Annotated in this window: 12 protein-coding genes and 1 pseudogene; 7 read left to right on the forward strand and 6 right to left on the reverse strand. The window is 40.7% G+C overall.

Annotated elements, in window-relative coordinates; all coding sequences use genetic code 11:
* Positions 1–160: 160 nt before the first annotated feature.
* Positions 161–1218 (reverse strand): annotated as a pseudogene (locus JWR61_RS10675) (IS3 family transposase); the annotation flags it as partial.
* A 695-nt stretch (positions 1219–1913) separates the two neighbouring features.
* On the opposite strand from JWR61_RS10675, the gene JWR61_RS10680 reads away from it, so the two are divergent.
* The 4 genes from JWR61_RS10680 (at position 1914) to JWR61_RS10695 (ending at position 11698) form a co-directional block, all read left to right on the forward strand.
* Entirely contained in the window at positions 1914–8774 is a 6861-nt protein-coding gene (locus JWR61_RS10680; RefSeq protein ID WP_301927798.1) for a PAS domain S-box protein, read from the forward strand.
* 8 nt (positions 8775–8782) lie between these two features.
* On the forward strand, positions 8783–9991 hold the full coding sequence (locus tag JWR61_RS10685) for an ATP-binding protein (RefSeq protein WP_301927799.1): 1209 nt from the start codon (positions 8783–8785) through the stop codon (positions 9989–9991).
* A 469-nt stretch (positions 9992–10460) separates the two neighbouring features.
* The gene (locus JWR61_RS10690) at positions 10461–11069 is read left to right on the forward strand and encodes a PepSY-associated TM helix domain-containing protein (protein WP_301927800.1); all 609 of its coding nucleotides are present in this window, start codon (positions 10461–10463) and stop codon (positions 11067–11069) included.
* Positions 11066–11698 carry a hypothetical protein gene (locus tag JWR61_RS10695; protein WP_301927801.1) on the forward strand — a complete coding sequence of 211 codons (633 nt, stop codon included), beginning with the start codon at positions 11066–11068 and terminating at the stop codon, positions 11696–11698. Before JWR61_RS10690 ends, JWR61_RS10695 begins: the two co-directional genes overlap by 4 nt.
* A gap of 705 nt (positions 11699–12403) precedes the next feature.
* Here JWR61_RS10695 and JWR61_RS10700 read toward each other — a convergent pair.
* Together JWR61_RS10700 and pckA are read right to left on the reverse strand one after the other, a co-directional pair.
* On the reverse strand, positions 12404–12769 hold the full coding sequence (locus tag JWR61_RS10700; protein ID WP_301927802.1) for a hypothetical protein: 366 nt from the start codon (positions 12767–12769) through the stop codon (positions 12404–12406).
* A 384-nt stretch (positions 12770–13153) separates the two neighbouring features.
* Positions 13154–14758 (reverse strand): phosphoenolpyruvate carboxykinase (ATP), encoded by a 1605-nt coding sequence (gene pckA, locus JWR61_RS10705; RefSeq protein ID WP_301927803.1) that lies wholly within the window; start codon positions 14756–14758, stop codon positions 13154–13156.
* A 291-nt stretch (positions 14759–15049) separates the two neighbouring features.
* Between pckA and fbp the strand changes: the two genes are divergently transcribed.
* Both fbp and JWR61_RS10715 read left to right on the forward strand, forming a co-directional pair.
* Positions 15050–16063 (forward strand): class 1 fructose-bisphosphatase, encoded by a 1014-nt coding sequence (fbp, locus tag JWR61_RS10710; protein WP_301927804.1) that lies wholly within the window; start codon positions 15050–15052, stop codon positions 16061–16063.
* A 419-nt stretch (positions 16064–16482) separates the two neighbouring features.
* Positions 16483–17634, forward strand: a complete 1152-nt coding sequence (locus JWR61_RS10715; protein ID WP_301927805.1) for a hypothetical protein — start codon at positions 16483–16485, stop codon at positions 17632–17634.
* 73 nt (positions 17635–17707) lie between these two features.
* Here the strand turns inward: JWR61_RS10715 and JWR61_RS10720 are convergent, their stop codons facing one another.
* The 3 genes from JWR61_RS10720 to JWR61_RS10730 are packed head-to-tail and all read right to left on the reverse strand — an operon-like array spanning position 17708 to position 19918.
* Positions 17708–18379 (reverse strand): response regulator transcription factor, encoded by a 672-nt coding sequence (locus tag JWR61_RS10720; protein WP_301927806.1) that lies wholly within the window; start codon positions 18377–18379, stop codon positions 17708–17710.
* Positions 18376–19527 (reverse strand): ATP-binding protein, encoded by a 1152-nt coding sequence (locus JWR61_RS10725; protein WP_301927807.1) that lies wholly within the window; start codon positions 19525–19527, stop codon positions 18376–18378. The genes JWR61_RS10720 and JWR61_RS10725 overlap by 4 nt, the downstream gene beginning before the upstream one ends.
* 16 nt (positions 19528–19543) lie before the next feature.
* Positions 19544–19918, reverse strand: a complete 375-nt coding sequence (locus tag JWR61_RS10730; protein WP_301927808.1) for a hypothetical protein — start codon at positions 19916–19918, stop codon at positions 19544–19546.
* Between the two features lie 121 nt (positions 19919–20039).
* Between JWR61_RS10730 and JWR61_RS10735 the strand changes: the two genes are divergently transcribed.
* Complete coding sequence (locus JWR61_RS10735) at positions 20040–22517, forward strand: aminotransferase class I/II-fold pyridoxal phosphate-dependent enzyme (RefSeq protein ID WP_301927809.1); 2478 nt, start codon at positions 20040–20042, stop codon at positions 22515–22517.
* The last annotated feature ends 11 nt before the right edge of the window (positions 22518–22528 follow it).

Consider the following 22528-nt stretch of genomic DNA (forward strand, 5'->3'; position numbering starts at 1 on the left):
CCGGTAGTTAGAGTTTTCTAAGTTAATCATCTTTTGTTTTTTCAACTATTTTATCCACTAAACGGCTCTCTTCAATTTTTGGATGATTTTCGTTCGCCGTTTGTGGATAAAGCGATGGTACATTCAATGAGCCTTTGTAATACTGAGCTGCATATCTCCATGGAGATTGATATCCTAATGATTTATGCGGTCTTTCTTCGTTGTAATCGAGCCGCCATTCTTCGCTTAAGCATCGTACTTCAGCGAGACTGTTGAACAGGTAAGCATTCAGTAGTTCTCTTCGCATGCTACCATTTTTTCTTTCTATGTAGGCATTTTGCATTGGTCTTCCGGGCTGGATAAACTGCAGGGTGATCTGCCTTGTTTTATCGTTGCACCATTGCTCCAGTTTGTGACTGATAAATTCTGGGCCGTTATCACAACGGATGTTCGCAGGCTTGCCCCGTTGTAATACCAGGCGCTCCAGGACTCTTATTACCCTTAAGGATGGCAAAGAAGTATCCACCTCAATGGCTAAGGACTCACGGTTAAAATCATCTATGATATTCAATAAGCGGAACTTCCTGCCGTCCACCAGGCTATCACTCATAAAGTCAATGCTCCATACCTGGTTGGGAGCTGTAGGTACCATCAATGCCTGTTTAATTCTTTCAGGCAAACGCTTTTTAGCTCGGCGCCGGATATTTAATTTCATGGCTGTATACACTCTGTAAATACGTTTATGATTCCATACATAGCCTTTGTTCCAAAGACGGTAACAACATTGCCAGTAGCCGATCGCTACATGCTTAGTGGTTAAGGCTGTTAATGCATCCTGTAGCTCGGTATCATTTTTTGGTTTGGTTTTATACTGACAGGTAGTTCGGGATATCCCAATCAGTTTACACGCCTTGCGGTTACTTAACTCTTCGCTGACTAAATGCTCTACAGCTTCCCGTTTCTCCTGAGGCGTTAAAACTTTTTTTCAATAAGGCTTTTTAATGCACGGTTTTCCATACTGGCTTCCGCATACATGCTTTTGAGTTGGGCATTTTCGGCTTCCAGTTCCTTCATCCGTTTTACATCGCTGGCTTCCATGCCGCCATACTTTGCTTTCCAATTGTAAAAAGTAGCATCGCTGATGCCTATTTCACGGCAAATGTCTTTAACAGCTATGCCAGCTTCCTGTTTCTTGATGGTAGCCACTATTTGGCTTTCGGTAAATCTTTTCTTCATGATTGTAAAAATTTAAAGTTAATAAAAGTGTTTATTAACTCTAACTGTCACGGCCGAGGAATGGGGAAGCTTACAATGGAATTAAACTCAATAAATGAATTATATATATTTTGTGTGTTTACAAATGCAAACCTAGGAGAAACAATGCAATTCTATAGTAAAGATGTTATTAGTATAGTGTTTACTCACCCCCTGTTTCCCATAGCATTTTAATGCTGATTAAGAGCACCTTGTTCATTATACCTTTAAACAAATTTTGTTATTTTAATTTCAAAGCGAAATCACTGGTCTGTTGGCATAGGCTTCTGGGTATCCTTCTGTCTACTTGTTTTCGCTGCCCCGCCTTCGACGCTTGTTCGACACATGTTCGGTAAATACTGAATCTGTATCGAAGCATTCCCGAACAAGAACTGAACAATACACACGTCATTACGACCATTTGTGCGCTTCCCCTATATGTTTTCAGACGGGCGTTGGTGGTGCAAATTGCTTCATTCTATAAATAACCTTTTGCTTATTCTCACTAAGAAGTAAGTCCATATAATTTAATAAGTCCTGTTTTTTAAGAAACATTTCAATAAATTACAATTTGCGGTGTTTGTTTATACTCTGAGAAGCACTTGAACGTTGTAAAAAGCGATCAACGAATGCTTACTGTAAACAAGTATCTTACTAAATTATTTTATTCAACTATAACTATGATGCCAGAACCTGCTATTTATCAATCGGTTTTCGATAATTCCTATATTGCTATTTTATTAACACAACCTGACGGCACCATAATAAAAGCCAATAAGGCTGCCTGTAAACTATTTGCTTATAGTGAAGATGAACTAAAGCAACTGGGCAGGCAGGGTATTATTGATCAAAGCGAAAAGATAGTGGAAGAAAAATTAAAAGAAAGAAAGGAAAATGGTTTTGCGACTGGAGAATTTACGGGAATAAAAAAAAATGGCAGCCGGATCAGGCTTGAATTTTCTTCAACCCTTCTCTATGGCGGCGAAGGGGAGGAATTGACGTCAACCACTATGTTGGATATAACGGATAGAAAAAAAACAGAGCAGGAAATGTCGTTGCTAATCAATAATACAGCAGAAGCATTTGTGTTAGTGGATAAAGAACTTCATGTTATTTCTTTTAATAAGCAATTCGAAAATCTATATAAAAAATATCTTCACCTGGATGTGAAAAAAGGGCAGTTAATACTGGATTATGCCCAGCCCGAAAGACGCGAAGAACTGAAGAATGTATATACCCGGGTACTCGCCGGCAATGCTGAAAAATCCGAGGTTGTTGTGACTGGTCCGGATGGAATGACCTGCTTTTTTGGTATTCAATTTTCCCCGGCTAAAGATGATAGCCATTCAATCATCGGCGTTTTTATAACGGCCCTGGATATTACAGAAGAAAAAAAAATGCAGCAACAGCAAGATGAATTACTAAAAGAATTGTCCGAAAGGAATGCATTTATTGAAACCATCCTGCAGCACCTGCCGATCGGCATTGCTGTCAATAAAATGGATGATGGTAGCGCCACGATCGTTAATACTAAATTCAGTGAAATTTATGGATGGGATGCCGGTCAATTAACAGATACTGACAGTTTTTTTAGAAATGTATATCCCGAGGAAGGCTATCGAAAACTGATCACAAAAAGAATTGTAGATGATATACAAAGCGGTGACCCGGAACGGATGGCTTGGAAGGGTATCGGTATTACTACCCAAAACGGCGAACACAAATTTGTTAATGCTAAAAACATTCCTCTTCCGCAACAAAACCTGATGATTTCTACCGTGATGGATGTTACCCATGAATTTGAACAGGCGGCCAAAATCAATCGCAATAAACAAAACCAGGAGGCCATTATCAATGGCACTCAGGATTTGATTTGGTCGGTAGATAACAGCTACCGTATAATTACCGCTAACAAGGCCTATTTGGAAAGGATGCAAATAGCCACTTCGAAAATTCCCGCAGAGGGCGATTCGGTTTTTGTAGAAGCCTTTGGGGGTGAATTAAATAATAAATGGAAGGCCTTTTATAAAAGAGCCTTATCCGGAGAAAGATTCGCTGTCAAAGAACAGGTATATAACCCGCTAAAACAGCAAATGGAATATGGCTTGATTTCCTTTAACCCAATGTATGATAGTGCCGGCGAAATTTTTGGCGTCGCCTGTTTTTCAAAAGACATTACCCCCGAGACCCTCAATACACAGGCACTTGCCCGGGAAAAAGAAAAAATGGATGCCATCATGGAGTCTTCCCTGGATATAATTTGTGCAGTGGATGCCAACGGGCTCATTGTGCAGGTGAGCGCCGCGGCTGAAACCATATGGGGCTATACCCCGGCAGAGATGATTGGCAAAGGCTTTATTGATTTTGTATATGAAGGCGACCGTACTGCGTCCCTGCTTGCTGCCGCTGAGGTAAAGGCAGGCAATAGTAAAAATAACTTTGAAAACCGGTATGTTAAAAAGGATGGGTCGTTGGTAACCATGCAATGGTCAGCCAAATGGGATGAAAAAACACAAACCCGGTATGCTGTCGCCAGGGATGTAACGGAAAAGAAAAAGCAGGAAATGATGCTGCTTGAATCTGAAAAGAAATATAAAAACCTTTTTGAAAACAATCCCGCCCCCATGATCATCTGGGATTTTGAAACGCTACAAATTATTGACTGCAACGAGGAAGCCTTACTAAAATATGGTTTTACCCGAACGGAATTTTTACAACTAACCATCAAAGACTTAAGGCCCGAAGAAGATATTCCACTGATTGAAGCAGCGGTAAAGTCAGAACAATACTATGGAACTATTCATAAAAAAATATGGCGCCATAAAAAGAAAAATGGAGAGATACTATTTATGGATGTGAATGGGCATTTGATGGAGTATAATGGCAGAAAAGTAGCACTGGTAATGTTAAATGATTTAACTGAAAAATTAAAAGCCGAAGAACAAAAAGAATTTGAGAAAAGAGATAAAGAAGCACTTATTAACAGTACTGATGACCTAATCTGGAGTGTGAGCAAAAGTTATAAACTGATTGCTGCAAACCAGGCATTCCTTAAAAATTTTCACCTGCAAACAGCAGCTTTGCTTAAACCCGGTGACAGTTTATTGCTGGAAACTTTTTTTCCGGAAGACTTGCTGCTTTTTTGGAAAGAAGTATATCAGCGGGCATTGTCTGGAGAAGCTTATAAATTAGAATTATATAGCCCGGCAAAAGGTGAGATAGATGAAACCTGGTGGGACATTAATTTTAACCCGATATACAAAGAGCAGTTGGTGGTTGGTATTGCCTGTTATGCCAGGAACATAACAGCATACAAAATATCAGAGCAAAAAACAAGAGAAAGCGAATTTCGTTACCGTACCCTTATCGAGCAGGCTACTGATGCAATCTGTATTACGGATGCTACCATGCATTTTATTGATGCCAATCCCGCCTGCTGCCAGCTTTCGGGATATTCCAGAGAAGAAATATTAATGCTTTCACTGCCTGATATTTTATTTAAAGAAGATCTTGTTGCCAATCCTTTTAAAACGGCAGAAGCGGCATCAGGAGAAACAGTAAGAAACGAGCGGAGTATGAGGCGAAAAGACGGCAGGGCTGTCGCTATGGAAGTAAGCACTAAAAAGCTGGAAGATGGAAGATTTATTATGTTTGGGCACGACATATCGGAACGAAAAAAAGCGGAACAGGCATTACAACATTCTGAAGAAAAATATCGCCTCTTATTTTACAATAGTCCATTACCTAAATGTATCTATGAAGTTCAAACCTGTAATATTATTGATGTAAATGAAATGGCAGTTATACACTATGGTTATAGCAGAGAAGAATTTCTCCATATGAATGTTAAAGATTTACAAGTAGCCGGTGATTTGCATCAGGCAATGGAAATAATTGACAACAGGAAAATTGCTACCGGCGTGTTTCATTCACCCATATTGAGACATCGCAAAAAAAATGGAGAAGTTATACAGGTAGAAGTGACAGGGCATCAGCTCTATTACGAAGGCCGCGATTGTATGTTAGTGGTATGCAATGATGTAACTGAAAGAGAACTGACGTTGAATGTACTAATGGACAGGGAAGCTAAACTGGAGACAGCGCAGCAAATTGCCAAACTGGGTTATTGGCAGCTTGATGTAGCAAGCAATGCATTGAATTGGTCAAAGGAGATATTTAAAATTTGGAATAGTGTAGAAAAAAATCAGCCGGATTTCAATACGTTTCTTTCCAGCATACATCCTGATGACCGCAAAGCATTTATAATTGCACAAATTGCCGCACTAAGTGATGCTAAAAAGCTGGATTTCCAGCATAGAATAGTATTGCCTGATGGCTCGATAAAATGGGTGCATGAAAAGGGCAAGCCGGTAAAAAATAATACGGGTAAAGTTATTTTTTTAACAGGAACAGTACAGGATATTACGGCGCAAAAATTATTGGAAATATCATTGAGTGAAAGTAACCGGCGGTACCGTTATGTAACTAAAGCTACCTCAGATGCAATATGGGATTGGGATTTAAACACCGGATTAATCTATTGGGGAGAGGCTATTGAAACAATATTTGGCTATCCACCACGGGACATCAACAGCGATCATAATTTTTGGAAAGCAAATATCCACCCGGAAGATCTGACAAAAGTACTACAGGATATCCATGTTATCCTTGGAGGCAATCAGACAAAGTGGGAGGCAGAATACCGGTTTCTAAAAGCAAATAAGGAGTATGCTTACGTATTGAACAAAGGTGTTGTTATAAGGGATCGTGAGAGTAAAGCAGTCCGGATGGTGGGTGCCATGCAGGATATTACCAAACAAAAGCAAAAAGAAGAGCACCTGAAATTATTGGAATCCGTTATTGTCAATGCCAGTGATGCCGTTATGATAACTACTGCAGAACCTTTCGACGAACCAGGGCAGCAAATTGTTTTCGTAAACGAAGCCTTCACCCAAATGACGGGTTATACTGCTGAAGAAGTAGCAGGTAAAACCCCCAGGATATTACAGGGACCTAAATCGGATGGACTAGAACTGAAACGTCTGGGCGAAGCAATACGACGATGGGAATGTTGTGAAATTACAACAATCAATTACAAAAAAAATGGTGAACCTTTCTGGGTTAATATATCGGTAAGCCCTGTGGCAAATGATAAAGGTTGGTTTACCCATTTTATAGCAATTGAAAGAGATGTAACTGTACAGAAAAAAGAAGAAGCCGAAAACATTTTACTGTCTGAAGTAAGCAAGTTATTTAATGAACCAATTGTTTTAAATGAAATTTTGCAAAAGTTGGCCAGGCAACTGGTTGTGTTTGGAGAGTTCAGTATTTCCGAAATCTGGTTAGTGGGCACTGATCAAAAGAGAATTAACCGGGTTGCCAATTTTCCTATTGATAAAACGATACCCGGCTTTTATGACGACAGTCATGATACAATTAGTTTTGCCAGGGGCATTGGTTTACCTGGTATTACCTGGCAAACCAATACCACCCAATTGTGGCAGATACTAGAAGATGATAACAGGCTCATTCAAAATGCTGCTTTCCCAAAACCCGGACTACATAGTACCTACGGTTTACCCATCACTTACAAAGGAGAAGTAATTGGAGTTTTCGTTTTATCGCTGTCAAAAGATGAAGCAGCATCAGGTGTATTCGCTCCTTTGTTTAATAATCTGGGAGCATATACCGGAGCTGAAATAAGACGTAAACAACTGGAGCAGGAATTACACCAGATATTTAATGCAGCTCCCGACATTATTTGCGTAATAGGTACCGACGGGTATTTCAAAAAAATTAACCCCGCCATCTGCCTGATACTTGAATACACCGAGGCCGAACTACTATCAGTTCCATTCGTCCAGTTTATTCATCCGGAAGACAGGGAGAAGACAGACAATGATGTAAAAACCCTTGGGAAAGGAGTATCATCTTTATATTTTGAAAACCGCTACATCACTAAATCCGGTAAAATAAAATGGCTGGCCTGGAGTGCAACCCGCTCTGCGGAAGACGGGGTTCTGTTTAGCGTAGCAAAAAATATCACGGATAAAAAAGAACTAGAAAATCTATTAAATAAAGCGAATACCCTCGCCAGGATAGGAAGTTGGGAATTAGACCTGGAAAAACATAAACTGTTCTGGTCAGCAATCACCAGAGAAATTCATGAAGCTGTACCAGGGTTTGAACCCGATCTGGTAACAACGATCATGGCGTATAAGGAGGGTAAAAACCGGGAATTGATGACCAAAAGAATTCAGGAGGCCATTACAAATGGTATTCCATGGGATGTAGAGCTGGAAATAATAACTGAAAAAGGAAATGAGAAATGGATACGCTCTATTGGAGAAACAGAATTTGTCAATGGCAAATGTGTGCGGCTATACGGCAGTCTGCAGGATATTGACGAAAGAAAAAAGGCACAGGAAAATATAAGGCTGAGCGAGGAAAGAAGGGAACTCATTATGAATTCAGCACTGGATGCCATTATTTGTATCGATGCAAAAGGGCTGGTTACTTTTTGGAATCCCCAGGCTGAAAGCATTTTTGGCTGGAATGAAAGTGAAGTGATGGGCAGGGTACTTTCGGATTTTATCATACCCGAAATATACCGTGCCCGTCACAACGAGGGAATGATTAATTATTTAAAAACAGGTATCGGACCTGCATTGAATGTACTGTTGCAATTACACGCGGTCAAAAGAAGCGGAGAGGAATTTCCGATCGAGTTAACGGTACTTCCCATTCAACAGGAGGGTGAAGAATTCTTTTGTGCTTTTATCAGGGATATTACAGAACGGAAACGTTCAGAAAATCAACTGATCACACTCAACGAAAATTTACAAAAACAAGCACAAGCCTTATCTAATTCCAATAAGGAGCTGGAGCAATTTGCTTTTGTTACTTCTCACGATCTGCAGGAACCACTCCGCATGATAACCAGTTTTTTAGGACTTTTGGAAAAAAAATACAATGGTATCATTGATGATAATGGGCAAAAATACATTGATTTCGCCGTTGATGGAGCTCAACGTATGCGGCAGATTATACTTGATTTACTTGAGTTTTCAAGAGTTGGCAGAATAGAACATGAATTGGAAAATATTGATTTGAATGTGTTGATTGATGAAATATTGGTATTATTTAGAAAACAGGTAAAGGAAAAAAATGCAGTGATCAGTGTTGCCCCACTGCCTTTACTGAAAGCGCACAGATCCCCAATACAACAAGTATTTCGGAATATTATTGGAAATGCTTTGAAATACGGAAGCGAGGCCAGACCTGTTGTAGTTGATATTAAAGTGGAAGACTTACATGATCACTGGCAATTTTCTGTTGCCGATAATGGTATAGGGATAGATAAGGAATATTTCGACAGAATCTTTATCATTTTTCAACGGCTGCATAATAAAAATGAATATTCGGGAACCGGTATTGGCCTTGCCATTACCAAAAAAATTATAGAGAACTTTGGCGGCAGTATTTGGCTTGAGTCAGAAGTGGATAAAGGCAGCACTTTTTATTTTACTTTGCCAAAATAATAAATCCGATGAAAAAACCGATTATTCCTGAAAACGAATCAGAAAGATTAAAAGTGCTGCACAGTTACGATATTTTAGATACGCTGTCCGAAGCTGAGTTTGACGATATTACCAGCATTGCATCCATTATTTGCGATACACCTATCTCGGCAATTACATTGATCGACAAAGACAGACAGTTTTTTAAATCTAAAATTGGGCTGGAAGAAATACAGACACCGAGAGATATTGCTTTTTGCGCACACGCCATTAATAACCCGTCAGAACTGATGATTGTTCCTGATGCCAGAGAAGACATTCGTTTTACAGACAATCCGCTGGTAACAGGCCATCCTCATATAGTTTTTTATGCGGGCATGCCATTAGTGACTCCCGGGGGTTATGCACTGGGTACTATTTGTGTAATCGATCATCAGGTAAGAGACCTTTCCGCTAATCAGAAAAAAGCAATGCGTAGCCTGGCCAACCAAGTGGTGCTGTTGCTTGAACTGCGCACTAAAAATGAGCTGCTACTAAAGTCTGAAAAAAAGGCAGACGCACTGGCCAAAGAAATGGAATTATTCGTATATATGGCTTCTCACGATCTGCAGGAGCCTCTGCGGATGATAACCAGTTTTATGGATTTGCTGAAGAAAAATTACGGGAAACAGTTGGATCAGAACGCCAATACATACATTAGTTTTGCAACCGACGGTGGCAAAAGAATGCAGAAACTGGTAGGTGGTTTACTGGACTTATCCCGGACAAACAGCACCAATAAGCTGAAAACGCTGACGAACCTGGAAGATACATTGAAAGAGGCCCTTCAAAATATATCAACTCTGCTTAAGGAAAAGAATGCTAAAATAATCAGGTCTACACCATTACCAGTACTGGAGGTTTATGGAGAAGATATTGGCCGGCTGTTCCAAAATATTTTAAGTAATGCGGTTAAATTCAGCATTACAAATGTTCCTCCTATTGTAAAAATCGCGGCAGTTGAGCAGGATGGCGAGTGGCTGTTTAGTATTGAGGACAATGGTATTGGAATGAAGGCGGTAGACATTGAAAAGATATTTGAAATCTTTGCCCGGTTGCATTCCCAGAGCGATTATCAGGGAAGTGGAATTGGATTGTCGATTTGTAAAAAGGTTGTTGAGGGCCATGGTGGCAGAATATGGGCAACATCTGAAGAAGGCAAAGGAAGCATTTTTTATTTCACCATCCCCCATCCATAAAAATCAGAACTAAAAACAACAATCAGAAAAAGAAAATTAAGCTAATTTTTACTAGTTCATCTTTACAATTTTGATTAAGGGTATAAATTTATCATGCTACAATAATACATAATAAAAAGGTTGAGGCGGCAAACCATGCGAAACTTCATCCGTTTTTCTTCGCACTAATTACTGGCAAATATTTGCAGGGGCCACGTGCAACATGCATCATCAATTATAATTTCGGTATGATAAATTACCAAAATCAATATGGGAGAAAATCCAATTAACTAATTTTTTTTTTTCATGTTATTTTTCTATGGGAAACCGTTGTTTTACTAATAAGCTATAGGGTTCTTTACATTTTTATGATCAGCTTAACTTAATTCCTTTCAAAATAATGCCTGGCTAAAAACAATCTGTAGCTCTGATTCATCTAATTTTGTTTATAGCGCCATAAGAAAAAATTTTTACCTGCCATTTAACAAGAATGAAAAAATACTATCCTCCTGTTCGTACCCTTCACTTATACATCGGCTTATTCGTCAGTCCATTTGTTCTTATCTTCAGTATCAGTGTACTCGTGTTAAATCACGCAGGTTACCTAAACAGTGTTATGCCTGTAAAACGTTTGCCGGTTATTAAAACCCACCTGGATAAAATCCCCTATGATACGTCTGACCTGCAAACAGCTAAAGCGATTACACAAAAACTGGGGATTAAAGGTGAAATAGATTTTATCTCAAAAAATGACGATCACATTTCTTTTCCCGTAACCTTACCGGGAGAAAGAACAAAGATTGAAGTAAATAAACACACCAATGAAGTGCTAATTACAAGAGACGAGGAGGGGGTTTTAAGGGCCACTAACTACCTGCATAAAATGCCCGGGCCACACAATACACAAATTCGTGGCAATGCCACATTCATGAAGACCTGGAGGTTGCTGGCTGACATGGTAGTTTACTTACTGCTGTTTCTTTCTGCCAGTGGAATTTTTTTATGGTATTTTCTAAAAGCAGAAAGAAAGTTAGGATGGCTGGCCATTATATCTGGAGCAATTATCTTTACCGGACTTTTATTATTTATTATCGGATGACTTACAAAACGCTGATTAAAAAACTTACTTATTCAAACCGCCGCCTGCACATCCATATTGGATTATTTCTGGTGCTGTTTATATGGTTATTTTCATTTTCCGGACTGCTATTAAATCATGGGAACTGGAAGTTTGCCAGCTTTTGGGACGAGAGAAAGGAGAAGACAATAGAAATAACCGTCAGTATTCCTGCTGGCCTGGATAGCATACAGGTATTGAAAACTATCTTGTCTCAGTTGAAAATTGTTGGTGAAGTAAATAATGTAAAGATGACACCGGACAGCGTTGATTTCAGTGTTGCTTATCCGGGGCACGTCAGTAACATTCACGCAGATTTTAAAAAGGGTACTGGTATTCAGAAAGAACTCTCCTACAATATCTGGGGGAAGCTAAGAACACTTCATACTTTCAACGGTGCCAACAGGGACAATGCGGATGTTGAGCCAAACTGGCTGCTTACCCGGGTCTGGCGGTTTTCAATGGATGCAATTGCAGTTGGGCTTATCTTTTTATCTGTCAGCAGTTGGATTATGTGGTATAAAATCAGACAAAATTATTTATGGGGGTACTTAGCATTAATAGCAGGATTTGCACTTGCCGGCTGGTTTGTTTATTTACTAAAATTGTAAAGTAGTTAGATATCCGGACACTCTTAATTTATTTTTTTTTTAGTTTTTTAATTTTACGTCACCAGCTTTCCGTACTGAATCCTGCTATACTTTTTTCGTTATGATACTGCGTTTTGTTCCTGTGGTGATATTATCCCTCCCCGGAAAAATGTAAGATTGCACCATATTTTTAAGGTGACGGGTTAAACATGACCAAAGCGCAGGCTAAAGCAATGTTTCACACCAGTGGTACATGCCTGAATAATCTTTTAATTAAAATTGCAGTCGCCTGTTTCTTTAGGTGTAGAAATTATCTCTCAATAAAGGTACTTATATTGCCATTTGCAACCGTTACCGGTTTTCATAGGTTATTGGACAAAAAAGGGGCTGGGATGCTATTCCTGGGCCCCTGTATTTTTTAACCTCTTTCCCAATGCAAACAACTGTTAACAGCACAAATTTTAGAAAAAGCATTTGACTGATAATTAAATCAACAAATTATCTCTAAGTCATAGGAAGATCTCTGATATCACAATCAAATAGTGTTTCCGGAATACTGAGTTAAAAAAAATAAATTCATCAACCTCGGACCGAACCTGAATGGATGGAAGGCTTACCAACTAACAACATTTGCACTCGCCGGAAATAATTATATAAAAAAATCACAGCTCCGTTTACGGTGACTGTGATTTTCATTTGGTAAAGTATCATTAATACTTTTATACTTTACTGTGGGCTTTTATCTTTCATTTTTATTTTTACCGAGCCATCTTTTTTAACCTTATATTTTTTTATATCGGCAGCATTGTTAGCCCAGGGATTTGTTCCATCAACCACGATCTGCTGCTGTCCGGCCTTATCTACTACAATCGTTGGTGGCAGGCTTTGGGCCTTGGTCCAGTTTTCCGCTCCCTTATCCTGATACCAGTAAGTATCAGACGCCTGGTCGTAGTATACATTTTGGTCTGGATAATAAATATACTTGTGGCCTGTTGTTGTTGTGGTGGTAGTCACAGTCTTGCTGGTACTGTCCTGTGCAAATGTTGTCAATGCACTTCCACATATCAGCATACCTAAAATGATCTTCTTCATAAAATAAATTTTAAGTTTTAAATTAATTTACAATAACATCTGTGACCAAAAACATGCCAAACAAAATATCATAAGTGTAGAAAAATTTCCTTTATGAATTTTTTTTTAAAATTTACTATGTTAAAATAAGGAAAGATTCAAAGCACACTTGTTTGCCCCCAACAGTATTAATTGCTTACCTGCGCATATACGTGACGTTGGCTATCTTAACCGGACTGGTATGCTATTCCGTCTGATCCGGTTTGGTATTTTTATATAAACGTAGTCACAACTTAGAATGAATCTTTTTTTGAATGGTAACCAGGGTAAACAGACCAGGTCGTAAAAAAACTCCTCAACTTAGTTAAGGAGTTTTACCGGCAAGCAGGGCTGCAATTTTTAACCTCAAATCCTTGGCGAGGCTGCTACAATCTCTTCGCCCACCTTATTTTTATATTTTTCAAAATTGGCAATAAACAGAGCGGCAAGTTCTTTTGCCTTTGCGTCATAGCTTGCTTTATCGCCCCACGTATTCTCAGGATCTAAAATTTCCGCCGGTACACCCGGACATCTTACAGGCATCTGCACACCAAATACGGGATGTTCAGTACACTCAATTCCAGATATTGTATTATTTAATACAGCGGCGATCATTGCCCTGGTATAACTTAATGGGATTCTTTTGCCAATTCCATAAGGCCCCCCGCTCCAACCGGTATTGATCATCCAGACATTCACCTTGTTTTCTTTCATTTTTTTGCCCAGCATGCCAGCATATCTGCCCGGGTGCAAAGGCAGGAAGGGAGCACCAAAACAAGCGCTGAATGTAGCTTTGGGTTCTGTAATACCTGCTTCTGTACCTGCGATTTTTGCCGTATAACCGCTGATGAACTGGTACATGGCCTGTCCTGCAGTAAGCTTACTGATGGGTGGCAGGATGCCACAGGAATCGCATGTAAGAAAGAAAATATTTTTAGGCCTTCCGCCAATGGGTGTTTCCATCGCATTGCTGATAAAATGCAGGGGGTAACTTACCCTTGTATTTTGTGTTATCTTTTTACTGGCAAAATCTATCCTGTTAGTGCCCTCTATAAAAGTGACATTTTCTACCATTGCCCCCGGCCTGATCGCACGAAAAATTTCCGGTTCATTTGCTGCATTTAAATCAATTGTTTTTGCATAACAACCGCCTTCAAAATTAAATATGGTGTCACCCGTCCACCCATGCTCATCATCACCAATCAGGTAGCGGTCAGGATCGGCACTCAATGTTGTTTTGCCGGTACCACTTAATCCAAAAAATATTGCCGTATCACCATCCTTGCCTGAATTGGCTGCGCAATGCATGCTGAGTACATCCCTGTCATAGGGTAATAAATAATTCAGGATCGAAAAAATGGCTTTTTTAATCTCGCCGGTGTAAGCGGTGCCACCGATTAAAATTGTTTTTTGGGAAAAACTTACAATGGTAAAATTTGGTTGGCGGGTTCCATCAACCAATGGATCAGCTTTAAAATCCGGCGCATGTACAATATGCCAGTCCGGTGTAAAGTTTTCCAGTGATGTTTCACCGGGTCTTAAAAACATATTATAAGCAAACAAATTGCTCCACGGATGCTCATTTATCACACGGATGTTAAGCCTGAAGGCTGGATGAGCACAGGCATAGCAATCCCTTATCCATATTTCTTTACTTGCCAGCCAGGTGACCATCTTAGCATGCAACTGATTAAAATATTTTGCTTCGATCGCGTTATTAAAATGGTTCCAGTCTATTGTGCCGGCTGTCAATTCATCTTTAACGATAAATTTATCATCAGGGCTACGACCGGTAAATTCACCGGTTGAAATTACCAATGCGCCGGTATCATTCAATACCCCTTCGCCCCGCTGTACCGTTTGCCGGGATAATATTTCGGGTGGTAACTGGTAGTGAACGGGCTGGTTCAAAGGAAATCCCATACTGGCTAAAATACTTCCCGGAATGGCAGGTTTCGTTTTAAAGGGCATCACATAGAGGCTTTGGTTAATAATCGTTATTGAAGGATGAAGGTAACGGGTGTTTTTTTTATTGCAGTTTGCAAAAACGGTTTGCAATCGTGTGTTCAATTATTTTATTGCGGCAGTTGTTATCCGTCAATTCAGTGCACTCGTTGACATTTTGAACAGGATTTAAAAAAGGATAGGAATGGTTGAAGAAACTGTATTTTTTTATTTTTTATCGTGTACGTGATACGCAGCATAGCCCTGCTGACCGGAATAATTCTGTTATTTTAGCGCCAAAAAAAACAACGTTCCGCCATGACGATCAACAGAAAAATACAAACGCTGGATGAATTTACCATTCAGCAACTGCGCAATTTCCCTAATGCTACCGGTGAACTTTCAGGGTTACTGAGGGATATCGGTCTTGCGGCAAAAAGAGTAAACGTAGAAGTCAATAAAGCAGGCCTGGTGGATATTTTAGGCGATGCAGGCTCCATGAATGTGCAGGGTGAAGAAGTGAAAAAGCTGGATGTATATGCCAACGACCAGTTTGCAGGGGTATTAAGGCATGGTATCAGTTGTGCAGGCATTGCCAGTGAAGAACTGGACGATATACTCGTTTTTGATGATGAAATAAGCAATAACAGCAAATATGTTTGCCTGCTGGATCCACTGGATGGCAGCAGCAATATAGATGTGAATGTAGCCATCGGAACTATTTTTAGTGTACTTCCAAGATTAAGCCCCAAAGGGTCACCCGTAAACACAGCCGATTTTTTACAACAGGGCATAAAGCAAATAGCAGCCGGCTATGTCATTTATGGCTCCTCTACCCTTTTGGTTTATGCTACCCGCAGGGGTGTAAACGGATTTACGCTGGATCCGTCCATTGGTGAATTTACGCTGAGCCATCCAAACATGCAGTGCCCCCCGGCCGGAAAAATATACTCCGTAAACCATGGTAATTATTTTCAGTACCAGACGGGCATACAGCAATACATCACCGCCTGCCAGGAAAAAAACGCAGCTACCGGAGGGCCATACACCCAGCGGTATATTGGCAGTATGGTCAGTGATATCCATCGCAACTTAATAAAGGGCGGCATCTTTATGTATCCGGCAATTGCCGGCAGGCCCGAAGGCAAACTAAGACTCCTGTATGAATGCAATCCGTTTGCATTTATTTTAGAGATAGCCGGCGGCAAGGCTACCAACGGCAGGCAAAGGACTTTGGAAATACAACCCACTTCTGTACATGACAGAACGCCTTTTTTTATTGGCAGTACAGAGATGATGGAAGAGCTTGATAAGTATATATCTGCCGGCTGAAAACGAGTGCTTAAAAATATTCTTGTGGTCAACTGGTTTAAACCCAATCATAGAATCAGAAAAAGGTTTGACGCTTCTGATAACGCCAGCCCTTGCCGTCATCTATTAAATTTCACTTGCAGCAGTTCATTTCCTGCAGACATATTCCAAGCCTCTGATGCATTTAGCATTATTTGCAATGGTTCTTCTCAACGTTTTTTCCTTTCTTTACAGCAGTTGCTCCCCGTAACTGACAGATATCCCGGTATACTGCAATTAAAAATATTCCCGAATGATAAACTTAAAAATTCTGTGCTGCCCTAAATTTGAAATACAATTACAGAGTAGCTGGTTTATGCTATACCGTGTGAATCACCTGTTGAATCATTTAAAGAATCCTGTAACCTGCAGCATTTTCTATCCATTTAAATGATCTTTCTATGAATTACGTAATCGAAAGGTTTGATCAACTCATTGCTGCACTCGCATCCCCTGATAAGAGGATGCCTTCCATAAAAAAGGAATCGGACGACGAACTTGCGGCAGAATGCAGGGCAGAAAAAGAAAGAATAAGAATGCAAATTATGGCGGAAGTATTTACTTGCCGGGATGAAAAAGCGCTGGCGCTGATCGTAGAAAAATATCAGTCAACTTTTATAAGAATGATTGATCAGCTTTACCCAGGCCCGCAAGCCAATACAAAACATGATGACCATGCTTTTTTGATTGAAGCATTGCATAGCTGTCTCAATGAACTGCTCTGTTTCTTACAGGTACATTTTGCTAAATATTTCAACCATTTTCAGAAATTACCTTTAACAAACATGGAAGGCATTAAAACAGAACTAAAGCCGGAACTCGACAGATTTATTACAGCTGTTCAGGTAAGAGCGGCGAATGAAAAGCTGATCCGGCTTATTGTACAACCGGTGGAGCAATTTATTTTAGGCAATACGATTACGTATGCGCTGTCACAATACATGAAAGGGATAATAGAGGAATTGCTGACAATCGATTTGACCTTACCAGCCGATGCTGTGACCGCTGCATTAAAGAAGATTTTAATTAGGTTCAACTTTAATTCTCCGGATGTCACAAGTTATTTAACTAATGAACTTGAATTGCTCATAACGGCTGAAGAGAGCATACAGGGCAAACTAAGGATGTTAAAATACAAGTTGAAAGAGATGAACCAGGTAACTGTAAAGCCAAACCATGCGCTGTATAACGATTATCCCGGTCTGAAAGACCAGCTAATTTACTGGTTAGAGGAAGAGTTTTCTTTCTATCAAACCGAGCAGACTACAATGATAGCAATGCCCGACCCCAACATAAACGATGGTAAAATACACACTTCTTTATCGGTAGCAAAACTGGCATTGATAATAAAGCTTTTGGTAGCAGACAAAATCATCATCAACAGAACAGTAGCTCCTATGCTAAGGGTAGCGGCCAAAACTTTTACTACGCTTCAGAAAGAAGATATTTCTTTTGGCAGCCTGGAAACCAAATATCATGCGCCGGATAAATCAACAACCAGTAATGTAAGGGATATGCTTTTCAAATGGATAAACATTGTCAATAAATTATAAACTGCAGATATATGCAATAGAAGCTTTAACTACTGCCCGGAATTGCAAACACAGCAGACTGCAACTAACCCTTTTACCATAAATTTAAATTCAGTGCAGCCTTCATCAGCCCGGCTGTATTTCTCACCTGCAATTTAAGAATCAAATGTTGCCGGTGGCTGTCAACCGTTCTCTTGGCAACAGATAATTGATGCGCAATCTCCTCATTGGTCATTTCAAGCGCAATAAGCTGCAACACTTCCCGCTCACGGCGGGTTAGCTTCTCACCGGCCTGCCAGATCCTTGCATTCTGATCGTCTGTAAAATGAATTAATTTTACCGCTACTTCACTGCAGTAGTAAAATCCACCGGAAAGAATTGTTTTAACGGCATTCAGCATTTCAGCAGGCTCAATATTTTTTAGTACATAGCCCCGGGCGCCGGCATCCATCATGCTTTGAATGTAGGAAAGTTCATCGTAGTTACTCAAGGCAAGAATTTTCATTTCCGGTTTAAACCGCAGGATCCGGTAAATGATGTCTGCTCCGGACATTCCCGGGAGCTGATAATCGAGTATCAGCAAATCAAAATGCTGCCGGTTTACTTTCGCAATGGCATCTGCACCATTGTCCGCTTCCCGTACTTTAAACAAAATGGTATTGTTTAAAGATGCCAGCATTACTTTTAAACCATCCCTGACCATTTTGTGATCATCCACAATTAAAACCTGTATAAGCGGTTTATTTTTATTGGTTGTTGCAGTCATACCTGTTTAGTTAATGGAATGCTGATTTTAAAGCAAGTGCCTTTGCCAATAGTGCTTATCATATTTAATGCGCCCTTGTGCGATTTTATCCTGGATTGAACTTTTTGAAGCCCCATGCCGCCGCCGGACTGATGGATGTTAAATCCTTTACCATTGTCTTCCAGCAATATTTTCAATATCCCGTTCAGGTAACTAAACCGGATGGAAATTTTATTGGCGCTGCCATGATTGATGGCATTGGTGATAAATTCCTGAACGACCCTGTACAAATCAACAGCCAGCTCCCTGGACAATTCCGGCAAAGAGCTGGTTTGTTCGATGATAAAGTTGGCTTTTTTCTGATACAGAAAATGATTGCAAAACTCTTTCACTGCCTGCAGCAGGCCAAATTCCTCCAGTGTCTTTGGCATCAGGTTGAAACAAATATTTCTCATGTCGCTAATCACTGTGGTAAGGGCATCATTTGATTTGAGCAGGATGTATTTTTCCCGCGGACTTTTTACCGACTTGACGATGGAAGCAATGTAAAATTTAATGGCCGACAATTGCTGGGTGAGACTGTCATGCAGGTCTTTTGCAAGCCTGCGTCTTTCTGTTTCCTGTGTATCAATGATGGCTCTGATGACCAGGTTCTCTGCCTTTTTCTGATAGGTTATATCGCATGCGGTCAACAGGATAACCGGCTGCTGCTGATGTACCTCTTTAAAATACGTTGCAGAAATACTGACAGGTATGGCCGCTCCTTCACTGGAATATAAAACGCTGCTCTCGGCTATCAGTCCATTGCCCTTTTTTAATTCCCGGACGATGCTCCGGAGGAAAGACCCGGTGCCGCGGTGCAGTTCGTTGATCGGTTTACCAATCAGCTCTCCCGCTTCATATTGCAACTGCGCTTCGGCAGAAGTATTCGCATCTGCGATAACGCCCTTGTTGTTTAAAATAAAAACCATGTCCGAAACTGAATTAAAAATATTGGTAAAATAGTCTCGGGAAATGGTTACCGCCTTTAACTCTTCTCCAAGCATATTAATGCCGTTGATGATGGCATCCACCTCATCGAGGCGGGGTGATAGGAGTATATTTTTATCAAATTTCCCCGCGGAATATTCGCTTAACCTGGTACTAATTTCTTTGAGGCGCTTATCCATTGAAAGGGATTTGTATTTAAACAATGAATTTTTGTAGCCACTTTTCGGCACGGGAACTATCAGCAAATTGTTTTACAGGTATTTTGGTTTTGGTGACCGAGAGAAAAAAATTACCCAGGAAATTGCTGAATGCTGAATGAACAATGATGGCGCAGGCCGAGAGCCCCTGTATGCCTTCATCAGAAGAAAAATATTCCCTCGCCGGTTTATCTATACTCACTACACCTCCGCTCACAATGAGGGAAGGTACTTTTCTTCCGCCGGTGAAAGACAGACGGGTATGGACAATTTGCTTTGCAACAGCCAGATCAATATGCAGATCCTTCTTATAAGTCCCTACCAGAATATTGTCTTTCATGCAAAGATGTACATAGGGTGTATCAATCTCCATTCCTTAAAGTTAACAATAATTTCAAAAAAAAATACGTCTTTATACCTACGTAAATGCTATAGCAGGCAAATAAAAAAATCAGTATTTAATGGGTTTTTTATGAGGGGCAAAAATTTCAAGTTTGAAGAAAATTTTTCTTCATCATAAAATAAAACAATCTATGAGCAAGCACCATTCATTTTACACCACAGTTGACCAGATAGTAAGCTATGGGGTTGAAAAAGGTATTTTACACCTGTATACCGGCAATCAGCCATTTAACGGTATCCGCATCCTGCTGAACGGAAAACCGGTTTTAAATTTCGGTTCCTGCAGCTATCTCGGACTGGAGTTTGATCCAAGAATAAAAGAGGGGGCAAAAAAAGCCATTGATGACTATGGAACTCAGTTTTCCGAATCCCGTGCCTATGTTTCCCTGGGATTGTACAAAGAGCTGCAGACATTGCTGGAGCACATTTTTGATGCGTGGTGTGTCATAACCCCCACTACCACGCTTGGACATATTGCCGCTATGCCCGTGCTGATAGAAGATACGGATGCTGTCATCCTTGACCAGCAGGTTCACAATTCCGTTCAAACAGCCGTGCAGCTGGTCAAAGCCAGGGGAGTTCATATTGAGCTTTTGCGGCATAACCGAATGGATTTGCTGGAAGAACGGATTGCCACGCTTCGCGGAAGACACAAGAAAATCTGGTACATGGCTGATGGCATTTATTCTATGTTTGGCGACAGTAGCCCCGTAGATAAAATATATGCTTTAATGGACCAGTATCCTGAATTGCATTACTACGCTGATGATGCCCATGGCATGAGTATACATGGGAAAAACGGCAGAGGATTTTTGCTGAGTCGGCATGGCATACACCCCAGGATGGTAATGGCGACCTCTTTAAATAAAGCCTTTGCCTGTGGCGGCGGAGTATTGGTATTTGCTGATAAAGAGCTGGCCAGGAAAGTGCGTACAGTCGGAGGACCGCTGCTCAGTTCGGGGCCGATGCAGCCATCTGCTTTGGGGGCAGCCATTGCTTCGGCTAAGATACACCTGAGCAGGGAGATTACAGATATGCAGACACAACTGCGGGACAATATCGAGTTTACAAGACTGACGCTGGAAAAGTACAAACTGCCAGTAATTTCAGAAGCAGGTGCCGCCATATTTTTTATAGGCGTAAGCCTGCCCAAACTGGGCCATAACCTGGTTAAAAGAATGCTGGATGCCGGTTATTATGTAAACCTCGGTATTTTTCCAACGGTACCCATGAAACAAACCGGTATACGTTTTACCATCACCCGGCTGCATACATTTTCCGATATTGAAAAAATGATCGCCACCCTTGCAACCGAATTTCCGCTTGCCATGCAGGAAGAAAATAGCTCACTTCCTGAAATTTACAAAGCCTTTAAAGTACCCATGCCGGAAGAGATGCAATTAGACAAATCCGTTGCAAGCGTCATCAGGCAAACGCTGGATCTTCAGCTGCAGCATTACACGAGCATACAGGATGTTCCTAAAAGCGAATGGAACAGGCTGTTTGAGGGCCGGGGAACTTTTGACTGGGAGGGCCTCAACCTGCTGGAAGCCGCCTTTACGGAAAATGAATTACCGGAAGACAACTGGGAGTTTGATTATTTACTGGTGAAAGACCTGCAGGGAAATGTACTAGCGGCTACTTTTCTCACAACGGCCTTGTGTAAAGACGACATGTTGTCCCCGCGGGAAATCTCCGGTAAAATCGAGCTGCAAAGAAAAGCAGCGCCTTATTACCTGACGAGCAGAATCATTTGCAGTGGTTCTCTGCTCACGGAGGGCCAACATCTTTTTATCAATCGAAATGCTCCATTATGGAAAGACGCCCTGCAGCTTATTTTCGAAAAAATATATTGTTTACTGGAGCTCCGCCAGGCCAGTCAAATTGTTTTCAGAGATTTCCAGGAAATGAATGCGGACTTTGATAACCTGATGGTGGACAACGGTTTCTTCAAAGTTAATATGCCTGATTGCCACTCCATAGCTTCCCTGAACTGGAATACACCGCAGGAATTTTATAACTCGCTTTCGGCCAACGGACGCAATCATCTGCGTAAAAAAGTTTTGCGCCATGCGAATGAATTTAAGGTGGAAGTAATCCATATCTCAGACTGGGAGGAAGAAATTGACTACTGGTACCAATTGTACCTGAATGTGCAGCAAAAAAGCCTGGAGCTGAATACATTCCCCTTACCACTTAAACTGTTTAAGCAACTGGCAAAAAATGAGCATTGGGAAATGCTGCAGTTGACATTAAACGGTGCTTCTGTTGCAACTGACAAACCCTGCTGTGTTGTTTTCAGTTGTTTGGCAAAAGACAGTTATATCCCAATGATCATCGGCCTGGATTATACCCACAATGAAAGCTTTGGCATCTACCGGCAGGCTTTGTACCAGGTGGTACTAAGAGCAAAAAAGCTGAATAAGCAGCGTGTCCTGCTGGGGTTTTCGGCTTCCGTTGAAAAACAGAAGCTGGGGGCAAAACCCGCTACCACGTTCGCTTATGTGCATTTAAAAGACAGCTACCAGGCTGCGGTGCTGGCTGCTATTTCAGTGCAGGGGAATGGTTAAAATATAGTGGC

Origin of the sequence: Ferruginibacter sp. (assembly GCF_028288465.1) — a bacterium.
In the GTDB taxonomy this organism is placed as follows: Bacteria; Bacteroidota; Bacteroidia; order Chitinophagales; family Chitinophagaceae; genus Ferruginibacter.

Bases quoted from the DNA above. Each gene is read 5' to 3' on its own strand.
- JWR61_RS10695 (WP_301927801.1), top strand. From the start codon at position 11,066: ATGACTTACAAAACGCTGATTAAAAAACTTACTTATTCAAACCGCCGC.
- pckA (WP_301927803.1), bottom strand. From the start codon at position 14,758: ATGCCCTTTAAAACGAAACCTGCCATTCCGGGAAGTATTTTAGCCAGT.
- JWR61_RS10715 (WP_301927805.1), top strand. From the start codon at position 16,483: ATGAATTACGTAATCGAAAGGTTTGATCAACTCATTGCTGCACTCGCA.
- JWR61_RS10690 (WP_301927800.1), top strand. From the start codon at position 10,461: ATGAAAAAATACTATCCTCCTGTTCGTACCCTTCACTTATACATCGGC.
- JWR61_RS10685 (WP_301927799.1), top strand. From the start codon at position 8,783: ATGAAAAAACCGATTATTCCTGAAAACGAATCAGAAAGATTAAAAGTG.
- fbp (WP_301927804.1), top strand. From the start codon at position 15,050: ATGACGATCAACAGAAAAATACAAACGCTGGATGAATTTACCATTCAG.
- JWR61_RS10700 (WP_301927802.1), bottom strand. From the start codon at position 12,769: ATGAAGAAGATCATTTTAGGTATGCTGATATGTGGAAGTGCATTGACA.
- JWR61_RS10720 (WP_301927806.1), bottom strand. From the start codon at position 18,379: ATGACTGCAACAACCAATAAAAATAAACCGCTTATACAGGTTTTAATT.
- JWR61_RS10725 (WP_301927807.1), bottom strand. From the start codon at position 19,527: ATGGATAAGCGCCTCAAAGAAATTAGTACCAGGTTAAGCGAATATTCC.
- JWR61_RS10730 (WP_301927808.1), bottom strand. From the start codon at position 19,918: ATGGAGATTGATACACCCTATGTACATCTTTGCATGAAAGACAATATT.
- JWR61_RS10680 (WP_301927798.1), top strand. From the start codon at position 1,914: ATGATGCCAGAACCTGCTATTTATCAATCGGTTTTCGATAATTCCTAT.